The 21,008-nt window shown below is 73.4% G+C and carries 16 protein-coding genes; 13 read left to right on the top strand and 3 right to left on the bottom strand.

Annotation, left to right across the window (positions count from 1 at the left end; genetic code table 11):
• Nucleotides 1-107 precede the first annotated feature (107 nt).
• Nucleotides 108-506 carry a DUF3040 domain-containing protein gene (locus ADY59_RS19565; protein WP_049564141.1) on the top strand — a complete coding sequence of 133 codons (399 nt, stop codon included), beginning with the start codon at nt 108-110 and terminating at the stop codon, nt 504-506.
• A gap of 71 nt (nt 507-577) precedes the next feature.
• On the opposite strand, the gene ADY59_RS19560 is transcribed toward ADY59_RS19565, so the two are convergent.
• Genes ADY59_RS19560 through ADY59_RS19550 form a run of 3 tightly spaced genes read right to left on the bottom strand, consistent with a single transcriptional unit; the run spans nt 578 to nt 5,285 of the window.
• Nucleotides 578-2,998: a transglutaminase family protein gene (locus ADY59_RS19560; protein ID WP_049564117.1), complete on the bottom strand. Its 2,421-nt coding sequence runs from the start codon at nt 2,996-2,998 to the stop codon at nt 578-580.
• Entirely contained in the window at nt 2,995-4,251 is a 1,257-nt protein-coding gene (locus ADY59_RS19555) for a DUF58 domain-containing protein (RefSeq protein WP_049564115.1), read from the bottom strand. The genes ADY59_RS19560 and ADY59_RS19555 overlap by 4 nt, the downstream gene beginning before the upstream one ends.
• Nucleotides 4,248-5,285, bottom strand: a complete 1,038-nt coding sequence (locus ADY59_RS19550) for an AAA family ATPase (RefSeq protein ID WP_082310238.1) — start codon at nt 5,283-5,285, stop codon at nt 4,248-4,250. Before ADY59_RS19550 ends, ADY59_RS19555 begins: the two co-directional genes overlap by 4 nt.
• Nucleotides 5,286-5,696: 411 nt before the next feature.
• Here ADY59_RS19550 and mraZ point away from each other — a divergent pair, with 411 nt between their 5' ends.
• The 12 genes from mraZ (at nt 5,697) to ADY59_RS19490 (ending at nt 20,992) form a co-directional block, all read left to right on the top strand.
• The gene (gene mraZ, locus ADY59_RS19545) at nt 5,697-6,128 is read left to right on the top strand and encodes a division/cell wall cluster transcriptional repressor MraZ (protein WP_049564112.1); all 432 of its coding nucleotides are present in this window, start codon (nt 5,697-5,699) and stop codon (nt 6,126-6,128) included.
• Between the two features lie 220 nt (nt 6,129-6,348).
• Nucleotides 6,349-7,320, top strand: a complete 972-nt coding sequence (rsmH, locus tag ADY59_RS19540) for a 16S rRNA (cytosine(1402)-N(4))-methyltransferase RsmH (RefSeq protein ID WP_049564140.1) — start codon at nt 6,349-6,351, stop codon at nt 7,318-7,320.
• A complete protein-coding gene (locus ADY59_RS50140) occupies nt 7,304-8,119 on the top strand; it encodes a hypothetical protein (protein WP_156325605.1) in 816 nt (271 codons plus the stop codon). Before rsmH ends, ADY59_RS50140 begins: the two co-directional genes overlap by 17 nt.
• Nucleotides 8,120-9,297: 1,178 nt before the next feature.
• Nucleotides 9,298-11,049, top strand: coding sequence for a peptidoglycan D,D-transpeptidase FtsI family protein (locus tag ADY59_RS19530; protein WP_049564108.1), 1,752 nt, complete (start codon nt 9,298-9,300; stop codon nt 11,047-11,049).
• Nucleotides 11,050-11,089: 40 nt separating this feature from the next.
• A complete protein-coding gene (locus ADY59_RS19525; RefSeq protein WP_049564106.1) occupies nt 11,090-12,622 on the top strand; it encodes a UDP-N-acetylmuramoyl-L-alanyl-D-glutamate--2,6-diaminopimelate ligase in 1,533 nt (510 codons plus the stop codon).
• Entirely contained in the window at nt 12,619-14,043 is a 1,425-nt protein-coding gene (locus ADY59_RS19520; protein WP_049564104.1) for a UDP-N-acetylmuramoyl-tripeptide--D-alanyl-D-alanine ligase, read from the top strand. Before ADY59_RS19525 ends, ADY59_RS19520 begins: the two co-directional genes overlap by 4 nt.
• Nucleotides 14,040-15,095 carry a phospho-N-acetylmuramoyl-pentapeptide-transferase gene (gene mraY / locus ADY59_RS19515; RefSeq protein ID WP_049564102.1) on the top strand — a complete coding sequence of 352 codons (1,056 nt, stop codon included), beginning with the start codon at nt 14,040-14,042 and terminating at the stop codon, nt 15,093-15,095. Before ADY59_RS19520 ends, mraY begins: the two co-directional genes overlap by 4 nt.
• The gene (gene murD, locus ADY59_RS19510) at nt 15,080-16,459 is read left to right on the top strand and encodes a UDP-N-acetylmuramoyl-L-alanine--D-glutamate ligase (RefSeq protein WP_231618789.1); all 1,380 of its coding nucleotides are present in this window, start codon (nt 15,080-15,082) and stop codon (nt 16,457-16,459) included. Before mraY ends, murD begins: the two co-directional genes overlap by 16 nt.
• On the top strand, nt 16,456-17,757 hold the full coding sequence (gene ftsW, locus ADY59_RS19505) for a putative lipid II flippase FtsW (protein ID WP_049564099.1): 1,302 nt from the start codon (nt 16,456-16,458) through the stop codon (nt 17,755-17,757). Before murD ends, ftsW begins: the two co-directional genes overlap by 4 nt.
• A 12-nt stretch (nt 17,758-17,769) precedes the next feature.
• The gene (gene murG, locus ADY59_RS19500; RefSeq protein ID WP_049564097.1) at nt 17,770-18,846 is read left to right on the top strand and encodes an undecaprenyldiphospho-muramoylpentapeptide beta-N-acetylglucosaminyltransferase; all 1,077 of its coding nucleotides are present in this window, start codon (nt 17,770-17,772) and stop codon (nt 18,844-18,846) included.
• On the top strand, nt 18,843-20,252 hold the full coding sequence (murC, locus tag ADY59_RS19495; protein ID WP_049564096.1) for a UDP-N-acetylmuramate--L-alanine ligase: 1,410 nt from the start codon (nt 18,843-18,845) through the stop codon (nt 20,250-20,252). The genes murG and murC overlap by 4 nt, the downstream gene beginning before the upstream one ends.
• Nucleotides 20,253-20,329: 77 nt before the next feature.
• Nucleotides 20,330-20,992 carry a cell division protein FtsQ/DivIB gene (locus ADY59_RS19490; protein ID WP_049564094.1) on the top strand — a complete coding sequence of 221 codons (663 nt, stop codon included), beginning with the start codon at nt 20,330-20,332 and terminating at the stop codon, nt 20,990-20,992.
• Nucleotides 20,993-21,008: the final 16 nt, after the last annotated feature.

Genomic DNA, 21,008 nt, shown 5'->3' with positions numbered 1-21,008 from the left:
CCTACGTCTACAGCCTCGTATTCTGGGGATAACCGACCGCGAGGTTCGGACACCCCGTGTCGTCCGTTGCCGTCTTCCCCGTCCAGGGGCCGTCCTTGGGAGGCGCCGTGCCGCTCTCTGAGCACGAGCAGCGCTTGCTCGACCAGATCGAGCAGGCCCTCTACGCCGAGGACCCGAAGTGGGCCAACACCGTAAGGATCAGTGACCCGCGCAGCCATTACAGGCGTCGCCTGATCAAAGCCTCCGTCGGCTTTGCTCTCGGTGTCGTCCTGCTGATGGTCGGCGTGGTGATCAACTTGATCCCGCTCGGCGTCGGCGGTTTCGTGGTCATGCTCGCCGCGTGTCTGTGGGGTCTGTCCAGTTGGAAACGCATGAACGGGTTCGGCGGCGATTCCGCCCCCGCGCCCGGCGCCCCCGCTCCGGGCAAACAGGCCCGCCGGGGAAACCGGGGGACCTTCATGGAACGCATGGAGGAGCGCTGGCGCCGCCGTCACGACGAGCGCTGAGCCTCACCTGCCCGTGAACCGGACGTGCGGCCGCCCCCTTCCGGGGAGCGGCCGCACGTCCGGCCGTTTCGTCACGTGCCCTTCTGCGATGCCGTCCTGCGCAGCCTGATGTTCTCCAGCCGGTCGAACCCGTCGAGCAGTCCCTCGCCCACGGCCCGTAGCCGGCGCATCGTCGACGGGGGCAGCAGCACCGCCCGCACCCGCCTGGCCCGCGACACGGTCGCCGCCAGCGCCTGACGCACCCGCCGCAGGTCCTTGCCCATCGGCGCGATCTCGCCCGGATCCCTGGCGTACAGCACCCGCTCCACCGTCGAGGCGATCGCCGCGATCGACGCCGCCGCCTCGGAGTCGAACTCGTACTGCTCCGTCAGCCGCCGTGCCAGCGCGCGCGGCGTCTCGCTGGGCAGGCGCGCCATCCCGTAGTCGCACAGCGCGTCGTCCAGCTCCGCCCAGACGGCCGCGACCGCGGGATGGCGGCCCGCCGCGACCCTGGCCGTCACCTCGTCCGCAGGCCGCGTCACCTTCCAGCCCAGCGCGCGCACCCGCCTGCTGCGGGTGAACAGCCGCACCGCGGCCGGGATGAGCAGCACCAGCAGGAGCAGGCCCGCGCCGAGGCCGATCTGCGCGATCAGCGGGGTCGACTCCTCGGCGGGCAGCCCGCCGTTGGCCAGCAGCTCCGCCTCACGGTCGAGCTGGCGCGGGTTCTGGCGGTTCTGCGGGCCCAGCGCCTCGCTGTCGGCGCTGCCGGTCGAGCCCGGCGTCGGCTCCTCGGCGCTGCTGCTCGACGGCGTCTGCGGGATCGTGTACGCGGGCACCCGGGCGCTGCCCTGCCCGGCCGAGCCCGACGGCGTCGGCTCGAACGGCAGCCAGCCCACGCCCTCGAAGTACAGCTCGGGCCAGGCGTGGGAGTCGTTCGTCGCCACCGTCCACTGGCCGCCGATCTGCGTGCCGCCCGTGTAGCCGATCGCCACCCGCGACGGGATGCCGACGATCCTGGCCAGCAGCGCCATCGAGGCCGCGAACTGCTCGCAGTAGCCCGCCCGGCTGGCCAGCAGGAAGTCCTGCAGCGCCGAGTTGCTGTGCCCCTGCGTCCTGAGGCTGTAGACGAACCCGCCGGTCCTGGTGAAGAACTCCTGGAGCTTCGCCGCCGCCTGATAGCTCGTCTCGGCGTCCCGCGTCTCCCGGAAGGCCAGCTCCCTGATCTCCAGCGGCAGGTTCTCCGGCAGCCGCAGGTAGCGGGGGTCGGCCCCCTCGCGGCTGGACGGGAGCGAGTCGAGCAGCTCCGAGGTGACCTGCGGCTCGCTCGACACGACCTGGTACTCGAGCCCGGCCGCCTCCTCGCGGGTGGAGAAGACCATCAGCGTGCTGACGTCCGCCCGCCAGTCGCCGTCCACCTCGATCGCCTTCGGCGGGTACGGCAACGGCAGGAAGGCCAGCTTGGAGATCTCCTCGCTCATCGCGATCCTGGTGCTGACGTCCGTCACCTTCACGTTCTGCCCGAGGCCGGGGGGCGGGGGCAGCGGGCCGTTGTCCGTCCGGTTGTCGGGCGAGCCCTGCGGCTGGGTCATCCCGAACTGCTCGCCGTCGAACGTGTCGAGCGCGTAGATGCGCAGGTAGCGCGGTTTGCTGTCGTTGTTGGTGTAGGTCAGGACGGTGCGCCGCTCCGGCAGCTCCAACCGGCCCTTCAGGTCCGCGATCGGGTCCGGGATGCTGATCGAGTTGCCCCGCCCGGAGCCGCTGCCGCCCACGCCGAAGGTGAAGAAGGAGACCGGTTCCATCGCCGGCAGCGCCGCGGGCAGCACCACCGCCAGCGCGATCGCCGCGAAGCCGATGCGCTTGCCCGACAGGCGCAGCCCGCTCGTGTCGGCCTGGCCGGCCCGCGGCGCCTGCTGGGCCGCGCGGGTCCGGCGCACCAGCACCGCCCGGCCCCAGTGGCCCACCCGCTCGCGGCCGTCGGCGATCAGCAGGGCGGTGAAGCCGAGCGCCGCGACGATGAAGGCGGGCCAGCTGATCGGGTCGGCCAGGATCGTGGCCGGCACCGTGGCCAGGGCCAGCAGCGGCAGCCCCGACAGCGCCGCGCGCCGCAGCCGGGTGGCGAACAGGTCGACGATGACCGCGATCAGGCCCACGCCACCGGCGGTCAGCAGGGAGATGGCCTCGTTGGCCGGCACCGGCGCGGCGAACCGCTGGATGTCGGCCCACCCGGTGGTCAGCAGATCGGCCAGCTCCAGCAGCGACGCCTTGGTGGGCACGACCAGCGCCCACGCCTCCTCGGCGGAGAAGGACACCGTGAGGTAGACGCCGAGCCCGGCCAGGCTCACCAGCGGCGCCGCCCACGCGGGCAGCGACAGCCGCCCGCTCAGCAGGCTGGCCGCCATCACGGCCAGCACCGCGCCCAGCGACGCCCAGAACCAGTAGCCGCCCTCGAAGAGCGGATAGAGCAGAATCGCCGCGGCGAACGTCGCCACGGCGGACGCCACAGAAAGCCTCATGCCGAACCTCCGCTGAGCACGTACCTGCCGCGGCTGGCGGCGTCCTGCCAGACCGAGGCGATCGAGACGCCCGCGGGCAGCCGGACGATCCGCCAGCCGTAGCCGGCCAGCACGGTCTGCACGGCGTCGTAGTTCTCCGTCGAGCCGGGGTCGCCGCCGTCCCACGTGCCCACGTCGAGCAGCACCGCCACTCCGGTGATGCCGCTGTGCCGCAGTCTGGCCAGCTCGCGGGCCTCGTCGGCGTCGAGCGCGCCGAGCACGGCCACGATCAGCCCGTCACCGCCGCCCTGACGCAGCGCCGAGACGCCCATCTCCAGCGACCTGGCGGAGCTGCCGCGCACCATCGCCAGCGTGTCCAGCAGCGACCAGCTCAGCCCGGTGTCCGTCAGGTGCTCGGCACCCTGGTCGGTGACCAGCCGCAGGCCGAGCCCCTCACGGGCCAGGTGCACGCCGATCGAGGCCGCCGCCGCCGCGGCCACCTCGAAGGAGGAGCGCGGGCCCTCGCCGCGGTGGGCGAAGCGCCGGGTGTCGAGCAGGAGCGCGCCTCGGCTCTGCCACTGCTGCTCCTCACGCCGCACCATCAGCTCGCCGTGGCGGGCGGTCGAGCGCCAGTGCACCCGCCGCAGGTCGTCGCCCTGCCGGTACTCGCGCGGGGCGACGTCGTCGTCGCCCGCCGCCGCCACGCTGCGGGTGCGGCTGTCGCCGCCACCGGTCCACTCGCCAGACAGGCGCACGTGCGGCAGCGCCACCACCTGCGGCGTGACCACCAGCGTGTCGGTGATCGTGAACGCCCTGGTCAGCTCCACCAGCCCGAACGGGTCGGCGATGCGCACCGACAGCGGCCCGATCGGGTAGCGGCCGCGCAGATCCGAGCGGACCTTGTAGTCGATCTCCCGGATGCCGCGCGCCTCCACCCGGTCCAGCACGAACCTGGGCCGCACGCCCAGCGCGTACGGGACGGTGTCCTCGATCAGCAGCAGCCCGGTCGGCAGCCTGGTCACGTTCTCCAGGCGCAGGGTCACGGTGGCCTCGCCGCCGGCCTCCGCGCGGGACGGGTCCAGCCGCCGGGCGCAGCTCAGCCGGTAGCGGGTGCGCGCCACCACCAGGGCCGCCAGCAGCGGCAGCGCCGTCACCAGCACGCCGATCCTGAACAGGTCGTTCTCGCCCAGCAGGAACGCCATCACCAGCGCGGCGATCCCCGAGGCCAGGAACGAGCGCCCCCTGGAGGTGAGCGCTCGCAGTCCGGCTCTCACGACGCCCGGGTCTCCGGCACCGGCACGCGCCTGACCAGCTCCATCACCACCTGCTCGGGCAGCCGGCGCTGTCCCTGGGCCTCCACGCTCGGCAGCAGCCGGTGCGCGAGCACGGGCACGGCGAGCTCCTGCAGGTCGTCCGGGATGACGTAGTCGCGGCCCGACAGCGCCGCGTTCGCCCTGGCCGCGCGGATGAGCTGCAGCGTCGACCGGGGGGAGGCGCCCAGCCGCAGGTCCGGGGAGTGCCGGGTGGCCACGACCAGGTCGATGGCGTACTTCTTGACCGGCTGCGAGACGTACACGCCGCGCACGGCCGCGATCAGCGCGCGCACCTCGGCCTCGGTCGCCACCGGCTCCAGCTTGTCCAGCGGGGAGGTGCCGCCGTGCACGTCGAGCATCTCCAGCTCGGCCGTCGGCTCCGGATAGCCCATCGCCACCCTGGCGGTGAACCGGTCCCGCTGCGCCTCCGGCAGGGGATAGGTGCCCTCCATCTCGATCGGGTTCTGCGTCGCGATCACCATGAACGGCGCGTCCAGCTCGTACGTCCTGCCGTCGACGGTGACCTGACGCTCCTCCATGCACTCCAGCAACGCCGACTGGGTCTTCGGGGAGGCGCGGTTGATCTCGTCGCCCACCACGATGTTGGCGAACACCGGCCCAGGCTTGAACTCGAACTCGCGCGTCTGCTGGTTGTACGCGCTCACCCCGGTGATGTCACTGGGCAACAGGTCAGGGGTGAACTGCACCCGGCGCACGGGACAGTCGATGGACCGCGCCAGCGCCTTGGCCAGCATGGTCTTGCCGACGCCCGGGACGTCCTCGATCAACAGGTGGCCCTCGGCGAGCAGGACGGTCAGCGTCAGGCGGACGGCGTCGCTCTTCCCCTCGATCACCGACTCGATGGCCTGCCGGATCCTGTGCGCGGTGGAGACGAGCTCGCCGAGCTGGGGAGGGACGTCATGGGTTACTGCCACCAGGCCTCCATGAGAGGTGTGACGGCCTGCCCCGCCCAAGGGTGCCTTTGCGGGAGACATGCCATTGTTTTCCATTATCTGTACGACCCTACGACTCTGTGGGTTCCGGAGCGACTTTTGCGGATATTCCAGAGAAGCCAGAGCTTGTTCATGTTCATGTCGCATTGCGGTGCGAATGCCGTGACACGCTCCGCCGCGCGGCGCACCACTTTCCCCCACCGCCGCCCCCTCTAGCGGCTCCGCCCGTTATTCGCCGGGCTTTTCCCGGTTCGACACGCCCACGGGCCGCCGTGGGGCCGCCACCGCCCCCCACCGGAGCCCATCGCCCTGACCTGCGATAACGCGTGGAAAACGGCGTATGAACCGGGTTCGAATCAGTTGACGGTGGGGAGAAGTGGAGTATGGTGGTGCGCAGTGGAGGGCCCGGTGCACCAGCGCCGAGCGCTTCACGAGGCACGGGAGGTGGGGCCGATGTTCCTCGGCACCCATCAACCGCGTCTGGACGACAAGGGACGGCTGTTCCTGCCGGCTAAGTACCGTGAGGAGCTGGCGGAGGGTCTTGTGATCACCAAAGGCCAGGAGCGATGCCTCTACGTCTTTCCCGTGGAGGAGTTCCAGCGCATAACCGAGGCTCTCAGCACCGCCCCGGTCACCGCCAAGGCGGTGCGCGACTACAGCCGCGTCTTCTTCGCCAGCGCGTCCGACGAGAAACCAGACAAGCAAGGGCGCATCACGATCCCGCAGGGTCTGCGGCACTACGCCGGTCTGCAGCGTGAGTGCGTCGTCATCGGGGCCAACACCCGGCTGGAGATCTGGGACGCGCAGGCCTGGGACACCTATCTCAACGCGCAGGAGCAGGCGTTCGCCGACCTGTCGGAGGAGGTGCTGCCAGGGATCCTGTAGAAGTCACGGTCGAGCCGTCGGAGATGTCGTTCGGCGAGGTCTCCACCCGCAACCACTGCCCGCCAGCTGATGCACCTTCCCCGGTGTCAGATGGCAGGCGTCCACGAAGAGGGTGCGGATGGGGACCTGGCCGGACGGCACCGGGGTGGGGACCCTTGAGAGACGGACACATCGACCGGCCGCGTCATCCGCGAGCCAGGACGCGAGAGGGGGGTTGGAGATGCACGACAACGCAGGCACGACCGGTCACGTTCCGGTCATGCTCGAGCGCGTACTGGAGCTGCTCGCTCCGGCGCTCACCGGCCCGGCGCCCGTCGTCGTCGACGCCAACCTCGGCCTCGGCGGCCACTCGGAGGCGCTGCTGGCCGCGCACCCGGCGCTGCACCTGATCGGCATCGACCGTGACCCGTTCGCGATCGGCTACGCCACGCGCAGGCTCGCGCCCTACGCGGACCGGACCACGCTGGTCCACGCCTCGTCCGACGAACTGGGCGACGTGCTGGCCCGCGCGGGCCGCCGCACGATCGACGGGGTGCTGTTCGACCTGGGCGTCTCCTCGCCCCAGCTCGACGAGGCGGGGCGCGGGTTCGCCTATTCCTACGACGCCCCGCTCGACATGCGCATGGACACCGACCAGGAGCTCACGGCCGAGGTCGTGGTCAACACCTACCCCGCCGCCGAGCTGACCCGCATCCTGCGCGTCTACGGCGAGGAGAGGTTCGCCCCGCGTGTCGCGGGCCTGATCATCAAGGAACGGGCCAAAGACCCCATAACGTCGACTAAGCGGCTCGCCGACATCGTCCGCGAGGCGATTCCGGCCGCTACCCGGCGCACCGGGGGCAACCCCGCCAAACGAACGTTCCAGGCGCTGCGCATCGAGGTGAACGCGGAGCTGGCCGCCCTGGAGGCGGCCCTGCCCGCGTCGCTCGACGCGCTGGCGCTCGGCGGGAGAGTCGTCGTGCTCTCCTACCACTCCTTGGAGGACCGGCTCACCAAGCAGGTCCTCACGGCGCGAACCAGGGACACCAGCCCGCCCGGGCTGCCCGTCCCGCTGCCGGCTCACCAGCCGCGGTTCCGCCTCCTGACGAGGGGAGCCGAGCTCCCGAGCGAAGAAGAGCTGACCCGCAACCCGCGGGCGGCTTCGGCCCGGCTCAGGGCCGCAGAGAGGATCCGTGTTGACGACCAGGACTGAGCAGGAGACCCGGCGGGGCGCGCCCGCCCGCGGCACTGTGCCCACGACTGGGCCCGCGACCGGGGGCACGCCCGGGCCCGCGGCCGGGCCGAAGACCGGCCGCCGCCGGTCCGACGTCCCGCACCCGGCCAAGCCCGTCCCCGAGACCGAGCCGCGCCCCGCCCGCGCCCGCCCCACCCCGGACCCCAAGGCCCGCCCGGCTGCGGAGCGTCCGTCCCGCACAGGTGCGGAGCGTCCGTCACGTACGGGTGCGGAGCGCGCGGACGGGGGCGTGCGCGGTGCGGCGGAGGGCGCGACGCGCCGTCCGGCCGGCGCGACGCGTACCCGGAGCGGCGCGCCCGCGGATTCCTCGTCCGAGGCCCGCCTCTCCCCGAAGGGACGTACGCGTCCCGCCGAGGAGGCGCGCACCGGCACCCGTCCCGGCGTCGGCACGCCCACGCGCCGTCCCCGGACCGACCGCGGGCGCGGTGTGGCCGGCGGGGGCGCGACCGTCCGGCGGCGCCCGGCGCGGCGGCAGCGCGCCCCGTTCGTGCTGCTCGTCGTCGGGCTGCTCTGCGGCGGCCTGGTGAGCCTGCTGCTGCTCAACACCGTGCTGGCCCAGGACTCCATCACCGCCTCGACGCTGGTGGACGAGATCGCTGCCGAGCGTCAGCAGAACGAGGACCTCAAGCGCAAGAACGAGGCCGGCAAGCTGCCCACGGAGATCGCCAGGCGGGCCGAGGAGCTCGGCATGCGCCCGGCGTGGGACAAGGTCAACCCCTACACCGCCGAGTCCGGCCAGGCGGTCCAGGGGCGGTGAGCGGCACCAGCGGCAGGGGTCAAGGTCCCGGTCGCGGCGCGGGCGGCGCCGGCTCTCAAGGAGGGCCCGGCGCCGCCCGTCGTACGCCGGGCGGCCCCGGACGGGCGGGACGCAACACCTCGGGCCGTCCGGACGGCACGGGCCGCCCCGCGCCCCCGGACGACTCCCGCAAACACCCCGACCCCTTCGACCTGCCCTTCACCCACGACGACGCCCCGGACGAGCGCCCCGGCGACGACGATCTCCCGCACAGGCGCCCGGCCCCCGGAGCCCGCCCGCGCCGCGACGGCGACGGCTCGTCCGGGCGTGCGGGGCAGGGCGGTCGCTCGCGTCGAGATGGTGACGGCGCGTCCGGGCGTGCGGGAGATAGCGGTCGTTCGCGTCGTGACGGTGACGGCGCGTCCGGGCGATCCGGTGCGAGCGGTCGTTCGCGTCGCGGTGGCGATGAGCCGTACGGGCGGTCGCCGGGTGACGAGGACGCTCCGGGGGGCCGGTCGCGTCGTGGCGCGGGGGACAGGCCCGCTGATGGCGGGCGGTCGCGCCGCGATGACGACGAGGGCCCGCGCGGGCGGTCCCGCCGGGACGGGGACCCGCCGGGGGGACGCTCCCGGGACGGTGGCGAAGACGGGCCGGGCGGCAGGTTCCGGCAGGACGAGGGGCCGGGGGCGCGTGGGCGCTCCCGGCAGGATGGTGGCGATGTGGCCCGCGGGCGGGCAGGCGACGGGGGCGAGCGGCCGAGGAGCCGCAGCCCTCAGGGTGACGACCGGCCGCGCGGCCGTGGCGACAGGCAGGACGCGCCGGGCAGGCGCCCCAGCGCCGGCGGCCGCCGCTCCGGCCCGGACGACCGCCGCACCGACGGAACCGGCCGGCGCTCCGGTGCGGACGACCGCCGCACCGACGGAACCGGGCGGCGCTCCGGTGCCGACGACCGCCATTCCGACGGAACCGGGCGGCGGTCAGGTGCGGATGAGCGTCGGGCCGAGCGGGGGCGGGATGCGTATGGCGGGGCCGCCGGGCGGTCGTCGCGGGACGTGTCGCAGGGGGCGCGGGGACGTACCAGGGACGGCTCCGACGGGCACCGGGGCCGCGACGGCGGCGAGGGCTTCCGCAGCGGGCGCGAGGACGGCGGCCGGCGGCCTCCGCCCAGGGGGACGCGGCCGGGGGGCGGGAGGCCGCCGATGCCGCCGAGGCCGCCGCTGGTGCTGCGGCTGGGCAACCCGCGCCGGCGGATCAACATCGGCCTCATCGTCATGACCTTCGTGCTGTCGATCTTCGCCGGCCGCCTGATCCAGATGCAGGGCCTCGACTCGAAGGTGTACGAGGCGGCCGCGGTCGACCAGCGGCAGCAGACGGAGGAGATCCAGGCCAAGCGCGGCTCCATCACCGACGCGAACGGCCACGCCCTGGCCGTGACCGTCGAGGCCCGGGAGATCGCCATCGACCCGACCAAGGTCCCCGAGGCGGTGCGGGCGAAGGTGGCCGCCCTGCTGGCCCGCCACCTGGGCAAGGACGAGCGCGAGATGGCCGCCAAGCTGGCCCGCGTCGACACCCGCTACCAGTTGCTGGCCAGGGACGTGGAGCCGGTGGTGGCCACCAGCCTGCTCAAGGAGCCGATCCCGTCGCTGACCGCGACGGAGACGTACCGCCGCGTCTACCCGGGCGGTGACCTGGCCGGCAGCCTGATCGGGTTCGTCGGCGACGAGAAGAGCGGCCTGGCGGGCATGGAGCAGGCCCGCGACTCGGTGCTGGCCGGCCGCGACGGCGAGGTGCGGATGGAGACGGGCCGCGACGGCCTGCGCATCCCGATGACCAGCAGCCAGCGCACGCCCCCGGTCGACGGCCGCGACGTGCGGCTGACCGTCGACCGCGACATCCAGTGGGCGGCCCAGAAGGCCATCGCCGAGCAGACCAGGAAGTCGGGCGCGAGCAGCGGCACCGTGATCGTCATGGACGTCCGGACGGCGCAGATCATCGCCATGGCCAACGCCCCCGAGCTCGACCTGAACAACTGGCGCAAGGCCCCCGAGTCCCAGTACGTCAACCGCGCGGCAGCCGAGGTCTTCGAGCCGGGCAGCACCAACAAGGTCATCACCGCCGCGGCCGCGCTGGAGGCGGGCGTGGTCGACCCGGGCACGGTGTTCCACGTGAAGGACCACATCCAGTGCGCCGACCGGGTGCTGCGCGACGCGCACCCGCACCCGCCCGAGGACATGACCTTCCAGCAGGCGGTGGCCGAGTCCAGCAACGTCGCCACCGTCATGGCCGCGCGCAAGGTCGGCAGCCAGGGCCTGTACGAGATGCTCAAGGCGTTCGGGTTCGGCTCGCGGCCGGGCGGCGGCGTGCCGGGCGCGGAGGCCGGGCTGCTGCCCGACTACAAGACCTGGTCCGGCAGCCAGAGCTGCACGGTCGCCTACGGGCAGGGCGTGTCGGTCACGGCGCTGCAGATGGCCAGCGTCTACCAGACGATCGCCAACGGCGGCGTCAAGATCGAGCCGCAGATCGTCGCGGGCGCGACCGACGAGGCCGGCAGGTTCGTCCCCGCTCCTCCCGGTAAGCAGACCAGGGTGACCAGCGAGGAAACCGCCAAGGAGATCACCACGATGCTCGAGTCCGCGGTGAGCGCGGAGGGCACCGGCGAGCTCGCCGCCATCCCGGGCTACCGGGTGGCGGGCAAGACCGGCACGGCCAACCGCTACGATGCCGAACTCGGCCGCTACGACGGCTACACCGCCTCGTTCGTCGGCTTCACGCCCGCTGACGCGCCCCGGCTGGTGGTGCTGTCGGTGCTGCAGAACCCCAAGAACGGCCACTTCGGCGGGCAACTGGCCGCGCCGGTGTTCAAGGATGTGATGACGTTCGCCATCAAGAGCAGGAAGATTCCTCCCACAGGCTCCGCCGCCTCCCCGGTGCGGACACGCGCGGGACAGTGACCGGGAAAGGTACGCTGCCGCCGTGCGTCCCCCGTCGTCTATGCGTCCAACGAGCAGTCCGCCCCGCCCGCTCACCGGGCTGGCCACCATGCTCGACGCCGATTCAGGCACCACGCGCTCGCCGCGTGCCGCGCTGACCGGCGTCACCATCGACTCCCGCCAGGTCCGGCGCGGAGATCTCTACGTCGCCCTGCCGGGCGCCAGCGCCCACGGCGCGGACTTCGCCGCCGAGGCGCTGGCCCGCGGCGCCGTGGCGGTGCTGACCGATCCGGGCGGCCGCGACGCGGCCGTCGCCACCGGCCTGCCGGTGCTCATCGTGCCCGATCCGCGCGCGCTGCTCGGCCAGATCTCCGCCTGGGTCTACGGCAGGCCCGCCGGCGGCATCACCGTCCTCGGCGTGACCGGCACCAGCGGCAAGTCGACCACCACGTTCCTGCTGGAGGCCGGGCTGCGCGCGGCCGGGCACACCGCCGGGCTGGTCGGCGGCGTCGAGATCCACGCCGGCGAGCTGCGCTTCGAGGCCAGGCTGACCACGCCGGAGGCGTCGGAGCTGCACGGCCTGTTCGCGCTCATGCGGGAGCAGGGCGTCACCGCGGCCGCCATGGAGGTCTCCAGCCACGCGCTGGCGCTCGGCCGGGTCGACGGCGTCTTCTACGACGTGGCGCTGTTCACCAACCTGTCGCAGGACCACCTCGACTTCCACAAGGACTTCGACGACTACTTCGCGACCAAGGCCAGACTGTTCCAGCCGGAGCTGAGCCGCTGCGGCGTCACCAACCTCGACGACGCCTACGGCCGCGAGCTGCTGCGCGTGGCGAAGGTGCCGATGACGACGTTCTCGGCGCTGGGCGACCCGGCCGCCGAGTGGCGGGCGCTGGACGTCCGGCTGGGCGCCGACGGCAGCGCGTTCCGGGTGACCGGTCCCGGCGGCGTGGAGGCCGGGGCGCGGATCTCGCTGCCCGGCCCGTTCAACGTGGCCAACGCGCTCGGCGCGATCGTCACGCTCGTCGAGGCCGGGGTGCCGCTGCAGGACGCCGTGCGCGGCGTCGGCACGCTGACCGGGGTGCCGGGCCGCATGGAGCGGGTCACCGCCTCCGGCGACGAGTTCCAGGCCGTCGTCGACTACTCGCACAAGCCCGCCGCCGTCGAGTCGGTGCTGCGCTCGCTGCGCGAGGTCACCGACGGCACGCTCACCGTCGTGCTCGGCTGCGGCGGTGACCGCGACGCGGGCAAGCGGCCGCTCATGGGCGAGGCCGCGGCCCGGCTGGCCGATGTGGCGGTCTTCACGAGCGACAATCCGCGCTCCGAGGACCCTCTGGACATCCTGGCCGCCATGATGGAGGGGGCGCTGCGCGTTCCCCGGCACGAGCGCGCCCATGTGATCATTGAGCCCGACCGTGCCGCGGCCATCGACCTGGCGGTCGGCCGGGCCGGGCGCGGTGACGTGATAGTCGTGGCCGGCAAGGGCCACGAGCAGGGCCAGTACGTTTCAGGCGAGGTGATCCCCTTCGACGACAGGGAGGTGGTCGCCGCCGCGATCGACGCACGCAAGGAAAGCAGGAAGCACGCATGATCCCGTTGCCTCTGGCCAGGATCGCCGAGATCACCTCGGGCGCCCTGTCGGGCATGGCCGACCCCCGCGCGGTGGTGCGGGGCCCCGTGGTCATCGACTCGAGGGAAGCCGCGCCGGGATCGCTGTTCGTCGCCTACACGGGCGCCCGGGTCGACGGCCACGACTTCGCCGCGCAGGCGCTGCGGGCCGGTGCCGTCGCGGTGCTCGCCAGCCGGCCGGTCGAGGGCCCCGCGATCATCGTGCCCGACGCCACGGCCGCGCTCGCCGAGCTGGCGACCGCGCAGGCCGCCGCGCTGACGGCGGCGACCGTGATCGGCGTGACGGGCTCGGCCGGCAAGACCACCACCAAGGACCTGCTGGCCAGGCTCACCGCCAGGATCGGCCCCACGATCGCGCCGGCCGGCAACCACAACAACGAGATCGGCCACCCGCTCACCGTCCTCAAGGCCGACGCCGCCACCCGCTACCTGGTGCTGGAGCTGAGTGCCCGCACCATCGGCAACATCGCCGACCTGGCGCGCATCGCGCCCCCGCGGATCGGCGTGGTGCTCAACGTCGGCACCGCGCACATCGGCGTGTTCGGCGGCAAGGAGGCCATCGCCAAGGCCAAGGGCGAGCTCGTCGAGGCGCTGCCGGGCGACGGCGTCGCGGTGCTCAACGCCGACGACCCGCTGGTGCGCGCGATGGCCTCGCGCACCTCGGCCCGCGTCACCCTGTTCGGCCGGGGCGAGGACGCCGCCATCCGGGCCGAGGAGATCACCGTGGACGAGCGCGGGCGCGCCGCGTTCACGCTGCGCACCCCCTCGGGCGCGGCCCCCGTCCGGCTCAGGCTGTACGGGGCGCACGCGGTCGACAACGCGCTGGCCGCGGCCGCGGCCGGCTACGAGCTGGGCCTGCCGGTCGCCACCATCGCCGAGGAGCTGTCGCAGGCCGAGCCGCGCAGCCGGTGGCGGATGGAGGTCACCGACCGGCCCGACGGTGTCACGATCGTCAACGACGCCTACAACGCCAACCCCGACTCGATGCGGGCCGCGTTCGAGGCGCTCGGCACGCTCGGCCGGGGACGCCGCCGCTTCGCCGTCATCGCCGCCCTGCGCGAGCTGGGCGAGGACAGCCAGGCGCTCAACACCGAGGTCGGCCGGCTGGCGGCCACCAGCGGCCTGGCGGGCCTCGTCGTGGCCGGTTCCGACGCGGCCCCCGTACTCGAAGGGGCGCACGAGGAGGCCAGGCGGCTGGCCGCGGCCGGCGGGCCGCCGGGAGCGGGCGGGCCGCCGCTGATCACGCACGTGCCCGACGCGCAGGCGGCGGCCGCCGAGCTGGGCCGGTGGCTGCGGCCCGGTGACGTCGTGCTGGTCAAGGGCCCCCGGGCGATGGGTCTCGAACGCACGGCCGAGCTGCTGCTCGGGGGTGCCGCCCAGTGACCGACATCATCATCGCCGGCGCGGTGGGGCTGATCCTCTCCATGCTCGGCACCCCCCTGGCCATCCGGCTGTTCTCCAGACGCGGCTACGGCCAGGAGATCCGCGAGGAGGGCCCGTCCGGCCACCACGGCAAGCGTGGCACCCCCACCATGGGCGGCACCGTCATCGTGCTGGCCTCGCTGCTGGCCTACGGCGCTTCACACCTGGCCATGCTGTCGAAGCCGACGATCTCGGGGCTGCTCGTGCTGTTCCTGATGACCGGGCTCGGCGCGGTCGGCTTCCTCGACGACTTCATCAAGATCTACAAGCAGCGAAGCCTGGGCCTGCGCAGCGGCGCCAAGGCGCTCGGCCAGCTCATCATCGGCGCGATCTTCGCGGTGATGGTGACGCAGAACCCCAACATCTACGACATCACGCCCGCCGAGCCCCGGCTGTCGTTCCTGCGTGACTTCGGCCCGTCGATCGGCATCGTGGCGTTCACCGTCTGGGTCCTGATCATGATCGTCGGGTTCTCCAACGCGGTGAACCTCACCGACGGCCTCGACGGCCTGGCCAGCGGCGCCACCGGCGTGGTCCTCGGCGCGTACGTGCTGATCGGCAACTGGCAGCTGCGCAACAACTGCATCGACCAGCTCGGCCCCAACTGCTACTGGGTGCGCGACCCGCTCGACCTGGCCGTGGTGGCCGCCGCCGTGCTCGGCGCGCTGGTCGGGTTCCTGTGGTGGAACGCGCCGCCCGCCAAGATCTTCATGGGCGACACCGGGTCGCTCGCGCTCGGCGGCGTGCTGGCCGGCCTGGCGATCGCCACCCGTACCCAGCTCCTGCTGATCATCCTGGCCGGGCTGTGCGTGATCATCACGATGTCGGTGATCATCCAGGTGGGCTTCTTCAAGATGACCGGCAAACGGGTGTTCCGGATGGCGCCGCTGCAGCACCACTTCGAGCTCAAGGGCTGGGCCGAGACCACGATCGTGGTCCGCTTCTGGCTGGTCGCCGGGTTGTGCGCGGCGCTCGGGCTCGGGCTGTTCTACTTCGAATGGATGCCCCGCTGATGAGCCTCACCTGCGTCGCCGGGCTCGGCGTGTCCGGCACCGCCGCCGCCCGCGTGCTGGCCGCGCACGGCGAGCGGGTCGTCGTGGTGGAGTCGGCCGAGGGGGAGCGGCAGCTCGCCGCCGCGGCCGAGCTGTCCGGGCGCGGCGTCGAGGTCCGCTTCGGGCCGCTGGAGCTGCCCGAGGGCGCCACCCGCCTGGTCACCACCGGCTGGGCGCCGCACCACCCGCTCATCGCCGCCGCCCTCGACGCAGGCGTCGAGGTGGTCGGCGAGGTGGAGCTGGCCTGGCGGCTGCGGCCCGCGCACGCCGCCCCCTGGCTGGCGCTGACCGGCACCAACGGCAAGACGACCGCCGTGCGGATGCTCACCTCGATCCTGCTCGCCGCCGGTCGCAAGGCGGCCGCCGTCGGCAACGTGGGCGTGCCCGTCGTGGAGGCCGTGCGCGAGCCGTACGACGCGCTCGCGGTCGAGCTGTCGAGCTTCCAGCTCCACTGGTCCGCCACGCTGGCCCCGCACGCCGCCGCGATCCTCAACCTCGCACCCGACCACCTCGACTGGCACGGGTCGATGGAGGCGTACGCGGCCGACAAGGGCCGCCTCTACGAGCGGGCCGGCACCGTGATCTACAACGCCGACGACCCCGAGGTCGCCCGGCTGGCCGCCCCCTACCCCGGCGCGGTCGGCTTCACGCTGCGCGTGCCCAGGCCCGGCCAGCTCGGCGTGGTCGAGGACCTGCTGGTCGACCGGGCCTTCGTGGCCGACCCCGCCGAGTCGGCCGAGGAGCTCGCCACGCTGGCCGACGTGCGCCCGCTCGCGCCGCACAACGTCGCCAACGCGCTGGCCGCCGCCGCGCTGGCCCGCACGCTCGGCGTCTCCTCCGAGGCCGTGCGGCAGGGCCTGCGCGACTTCACGCCCGACCCGCACCGCCTGTCCCACGTGGCCCGCGTCGGCGAGGTCGACTACGTCGACGACTCCAAGGCCACCAACCCGCACGCCGCCTCGGCCGCGCTCTCCTCCTACCCGTCGATCGTGTGGGTGGCCGGCGGCCAGCTCAAGGGCGCCGACGTGGACGACCTGGTACGGGACGCGGCGCCGAGACTGCGTGGCGCGGTGCTGCTCGGCGCCGACCGCGCCCGGATCGCCGAAGCTCTCGCGCGACACGCGCCGAATGTCCCCGTGGTGGACATCTCCGGCCAAGACACTGGTGTGATGGACCGAGTCGTCACCGAAGCCTCCCGGCTGGCCTCCCCCGGAGACACCGTGCTGCTGTCCCCGGCGGGCGCGTCGCTGGACATGTTCGCCAACTACCCTGCGCGAGGGGAGGCCTTCGCGCGTGCCGTACGCGGGCTAGAGGCGGCCACGTGAGCACCACCACCTCCGAGCAGCCGCCCGCGCCCGAGGAGCCGCGCCCGCGCGCCACCCAGGAGCCGTCGGGCTGGGCCCGCGAACGGCTCGGCGCGCTGCGGGAGCTGCTGGACAAGCCGCTCACCACCTACTACCTGATCATCGGGTGCGTCACGCTGCTGCTCGCGCTCGGGCTGATGATGGTGCTGTCGGCCTCCAGCATCGAGGCGATGCACAAGACCGGCAGCCCGTTCTCCTGGTTCATCAGGCAGTCGCTGTCGGCCGCGCTGGGCGTGGTGGTCATGTGGGTGTGCACGCGGCTGCCGTACAAGTTCTTCCGGTGGGCGGGCTACCCGCTGATGGCGCTGTCGATCGTCGCGCTGATCCTGGTGCTCGCCTTCGGCCGGTCGGAGCTGGGCGCGCAGCGCTGGCTCGACCTCGGCCCGATCTTCCTGCAGCCGTCGGAGCCGGCCAAGCTCGGCCTGGCGCTGTGGGGCGCCGACCTGCTGGCGCGCCGGGCCCGCGCCGGGCGCATCGAGTGGCGGCACATGCTCATCCCGCTCATGCCCGGCACCGTGATCCTGGCCACCATGGTCATGCTGGGCAGCGACCTGGGCACCACGATCGTGCTCTTCATGATCTTCCTGGCGCTGCTGTGGGTGGTGGGGGCGCCGGTCAAGCTGTTCGGCGGCATCCTGTCGCTGGCCGTGCTGGCCGCGATCATCATGATCCGGGTCGAGCCGTACCGGATGGCCCGCGTCAGCTCCTTCCTCGACCCGTGGGCCGACGCGCAGGGCGCCGGCTACCAGGCGGTCCAGGGGCAGATCGCGATGGGCTCCGGCGGCTGGTTCGGCCTCGGGCTGGGCAGCAGCCGGCAGAAGTGGTCGTGGCTGCCGCACGGCGAGAGCGACTTCATCTTCGCCGTACTCGGCGAGGAGCTCGGGCTGATGGGCACGCTGCTGGTCGTGGCGCTGTTCGGCCTGCTCGGCTACGCCGGGCTGCGGGTCGCCTCCCGCGTCAACGACGCCTTCGTCCGCCTCGTCTCGGTCGCCGTGGTCGCCTGGATCGTCGGGCAGGGCCTCGTCAACATGGGAGCCGTGCTCAGCGTCCTGCCCATCACCGGCATCCCGCTGCCGCTGGTCTCCTACGGCGGCTCCGCGCTGCTGCCGACGCTCGCCGCACTGGGCATGCTGCTGTCGTTCGCCAAGCGGGAGCCCGGAGCGCGTGAGGCTCTGGCCGCACGTGGCCCCGGACCGGCCGCCCGGGGCCTAAGCTGGCTTGGCCTGGGGCGTACGACCAGACGCCGAGACAGACGTTAGGGAGTGACCGACATGAGGGTGGTCCTCGCCGGTGGCGGGACGGCCGGGCACATCGAGCCGGCTCTCGCCCTGGCCGACGCGCTACGCCGCCTCGATCCGGGCGTCGGAGTCACCTGCGTGGGCACCGAGCGCGGCCTGGAGACGAGGCTGGTCCCGGCCCGCGGCTACGAGCTGGAGCTGGTCCCCGCCGTGCCGCTGCCCCGGGCGATCACCCCGCAGTTGCTCACCGTCCCCGGCAGGCTCGCCGGCGCGGTCAACGCCATGGCCGCCGTCCTCGACCGGGTCCGGGCCGACGTCCTGGTCGGCTTCGGTGGCTACGTGGCCACCCCGGCCTACCTGGCCGCCAAGCGGCGCGGCGTGCCGATCGTCGTGCACGAGGCCAACCCGCGCCCCGGCCTGGCCAACCGGCTCGGCGCCCGGCTCACCGAGCACGTCTTCACCGGCTTCCCCGACGGGGCGCTGGGCAAGGCCGAGTTCATCGGCACCCCGTTGCGCCGCGAGATCGTCGAGCTCGACCGGCTGTCCACCGGCGACAAGGCGCGCTCCTGGTTCGGGCTGCAGACCGACCGGCCGACGCTGCTGGTGTTCGGCGGCTCCCAGGGGGCCAGGTCGATCAACGAGGCCGCGCTGGCCGCCGCCCCCGCGCTGCGCCGCGCCGGCGTCCAGGTGCTGCACGTCATCGGCCCCAAGAACACCGTCGAGCACGAGCCGCCGCCCGGCGACCCGCAATACGTCCTGCTCCCGTACGTCGACCGCATGGACCTCGCCTACGCCGCCGCCGACCTGGCGCTGTGCCGCAGCGGCGCGCTCACCTGCGCCGAGCTGACCGCCGTCGGGCTGCCCGCCGCGTACGTGCCGCTGCCGCACGGCAACGGGGAGCAGCGGCTCAACGCCGGGCGCGTCGCAGCGGGCGGCGGCGGCCTGCTGGTCGACGACGCCGAACTGACCGCCGAATGGATCGTTCACCACGTGCTGCCCATCCTCCACGACCCCGAGCGGGTCGCCGCCATGTCGGAGGCCGCCTCCAGACTGGGGAGGAAGGACGCCGACCTCATACTCGCCAGGAAAGTGTTGGAGATAGCCCGATGAGTCTCGTCAAGCTGGTCGATCCCGTAGCCGCAGAAGAACTGGGACGGGTGCACTTCATCGGCATCGGTGGCGCGGGCATGTCGGGCATCGCGCGCATCCTGCTCAAGCGCGGCGTGCGGGTGTCCGGCAGCGACGCCCGCAGCGGCGAGCAGGTCACCGAGCTGCGCGAGCTGGGCGCCACCGTGCACATCGGCCATGCCGCCTCGCACATCCGCGACGTCGACACCGTCGTCGTCTCCACCGCCATCCGCGACTCCAACCCGGAGCTGGGCGAGGCGCTCAAGCAGCGGCTGCGGGTCATCCCGCGGGCCGCCGCCCTGGCCGCCGTGATGGCCGGGCGCACCGCCGTGGCCATCGCCGGCACCCACGGCAAGACCACCACCACCTCGATGCTCACCGTCGCCCTGCAGAAGTGCGGGGCCGACCCGTCCTACTGCGTCGGCGGTCAGCTCGTCACCACCGGGCTCGGCGCCGACGAGGGCTCCGGGCAGGTGTTCGTGGCCGAGGCCGACGAGAGCGACGGCTCGTTCCTCATGCTGGCGCCCGACATCGCCGTGGTGACCAACGTCGAGGCCGACCATCTGGACAACTACGGCGACCCGCGCGCCGTGCACGACAGCTTCACCCGGTTCGCCGAGCGGATCGGATCGCTGCTGGTCGCCTGCGCCGACGACCCGGGCGCGGCCGACCTGGCGGACCAGGCGCGGGCGCTCGGGCTGCGCGTGGTGACCTACGGCGAGCGGGGCGACTACCGGGTCAGCGAGGTGCGGCCCGACGGGTTCGGCACCCTGTTCAGCGTCGAGGGGCCCGGCGGGGGCGGCGGCGAGGTGCGGCTGGCCGTCCCCGGCGCCCACAACGCGCTCAACGCCACCGCGGTCATCGCCGTGGCCGACGAGCTGGGCCTGCCCTTCGAGGAGATCAGAGACGGGCTGGCGGCCTTCACCGGGGCCAAGCGGCGCTTCGAGGCCAAGGGCGAGGCGGGCGGCGTGGCGGTGTTCGACAGCTACGCCCACCACCCGACCGAGCTGGCGGCCGACCTGCGGGCCGCGCGCGACGTGGTGGCCTCCTACTCCGGCGACGGGCGGGTCATCGCGATCTTCCAGCCGCACCTCTACTCGCGCACCCGCTTCTTCGCCGACGAGTTCGGCGCCGCGCTCGGCCTGGCCGACGAGGCGATCGTGCTCGACGTCTACGGGGCGCGTGAAGACCCCGAGCCGGGCGTGTCGGGCGCGCTCGTGGCCGGCCGGGTGCCGCTGCCCGCCGACCGGGTCGCCTACGCGCCCGACCGGGCGTCGGTGCCCGGGCTGGTGGCCGCGCGGGCGCGGGCCGGCGACGTCGTCCTCACGATGGGCGCGGGCGACGTGACCGAGCTCGGCCCGCAGATCGTCGCCCGGCTGTCGGGCTGACGCGCGGGCGTGGCGGCACGGTGCCACCAGGGCCGGCGGCGTAGGTTCGGGGGGCACACGGCGACGCTGGGAGGGCGATGAAGGCGCGGAGGGTGTTCCTGGTGCTGCTCACCGCCGGAGTGGTGGGGACGGCCGCGTGGTTGATCTTCTTCTCGCCGGTGCTGGGCGTGCGATCTGTGGAGATCGTGGGAAATGTCACAGTGCCCGCCGACCGGATCAGACAGGCGGCGCAGGTCCCCGACCTGCACCCCCTGGCCACCGTCAACCTCGCCGGCGTGCAGGCGCGGGTGCAGGCCATCAGACAGGTGGCCGGCGCCAAGGTCGACCGCGTCTGGCCCGGGACCCTCAGGATCGAGGTCGTGGAGCGGGAGCCGGTCGCCCAGGTGCCCGCCGGAAACCGGGCGGCGCTGATCGACAAGCTCGGCGTGGTGATCGAGGTGCGCGACGTCGCGCCGCCGCTGCTGCCCGTGCTGCGGGTGGCCGCGCCGGCGGCGGGCGACCCGGCCACCATGGCGGCGCTCAAGGTCGTCGTGGGGCTGCCCGGCGAACTGGGCGGGCGGGTGCGCCAGGTGGCCGCCACGACGGCCGAGGACGTCACGCTGACGCTCTCCGACGGCCGGACCGTCATCTGGGGCGGCGTGGACCGGCCCGAGGCCAAGGCGCGCATCCTGACGAGCATGCTGCGGCAGGACGCCGAGGTCTACGACGTGAGCTCGCCCGACGTGGTGACGCTCAAATGAGGCCGCGCGCCGATCC

This window comes from Nonomuraea sp. SBT364 (assembly GCF_001083785.1).
Taxonomy (GTDB): Bacteria; Actinomycetota; Actinomycetes; order Streptosporangiales; family Streptosporangiaceae; genus Nonomuraea.
The sequence above is the reverse complement of the archived record's forward strand: the minus strand, read 5'-3'. Positions and strand labels throughout refer to the sequence as shown.

Coding starts and splice junctions, on each gene's coding strand:
- ADY59_RS19560 (WP_049564117.1), bottom strand. CDS start 2,998: ATGAGGCTTTCTGTGGCGTCCGCCGTGGCGACGTTCGCCGCGGCGATT.
- ADY59_RS19550 (WP_082310238.1), bottom strand. CDS start 5,285: ATGTCTCCCGCAAAGGCACCCTTGGGCGGGGCAGGCCGTCACACCTCT.
- mraZ (WP_049564112.1), top strand. CDS start 5,697: ATGTTCCTCGGCACCCATCAACCGCGTCTGGACGACAAGGGACGGCTG.
- rsmH (WP_049564140.1), top strand. CDS start 6,349: ATGCACGACAACGCAGGCACGACCGGTCACGTTCCGGTCATGCTCGAG.
- ADY59_RS19530 (WP_049564108.1), top strand. CDS start 9,298: ATGCCGCCGAGGCCGCCGCTGGTGCTGCGGCTGGGCAACCCGCGCCGG.
- ADY59_RS19525 (WP_049564106.1), top strand. CDS start 11,090: ATGCGTCCAACGAGCAGTCCGCCCCGCCCGCTCACCGGGCTGGCCACC.
- ADY59_RS19520 (WP_049564104.1), top strand. CDS start 12,619: ATGATCCCGTTGCCTCTGGCCAGGATCGCCGAGATCACCTCGGGCGCC.
- murD (WP_231618789.1), top strand. CDS start 15,080: ATGGATGCCCCGCTGATGAGCCTCACCTGCGTCGCCGGGCTCGGCGTG.
- murG (WP_049564097.1), top strand. CDS start 17,770: ATGAGGGTGGTCCTCGCCGGTGGCGGGACGGCCGGGCACATCGAGCCG.
- murC (WP_049564096.1), top strand. CDS start 18,843: ATGAGTCTCGTCAAGCTGGTCGATCCCGTAGCCGCAGAAGAACTGGGA.
- ADY59_RS19490 (WP_049564094.1), top strand. CDS start 20,330: ATGAAGGCGCGGAGGGTGTTCCTGGTGCTGCTCACCGCCGGAGTGGTG.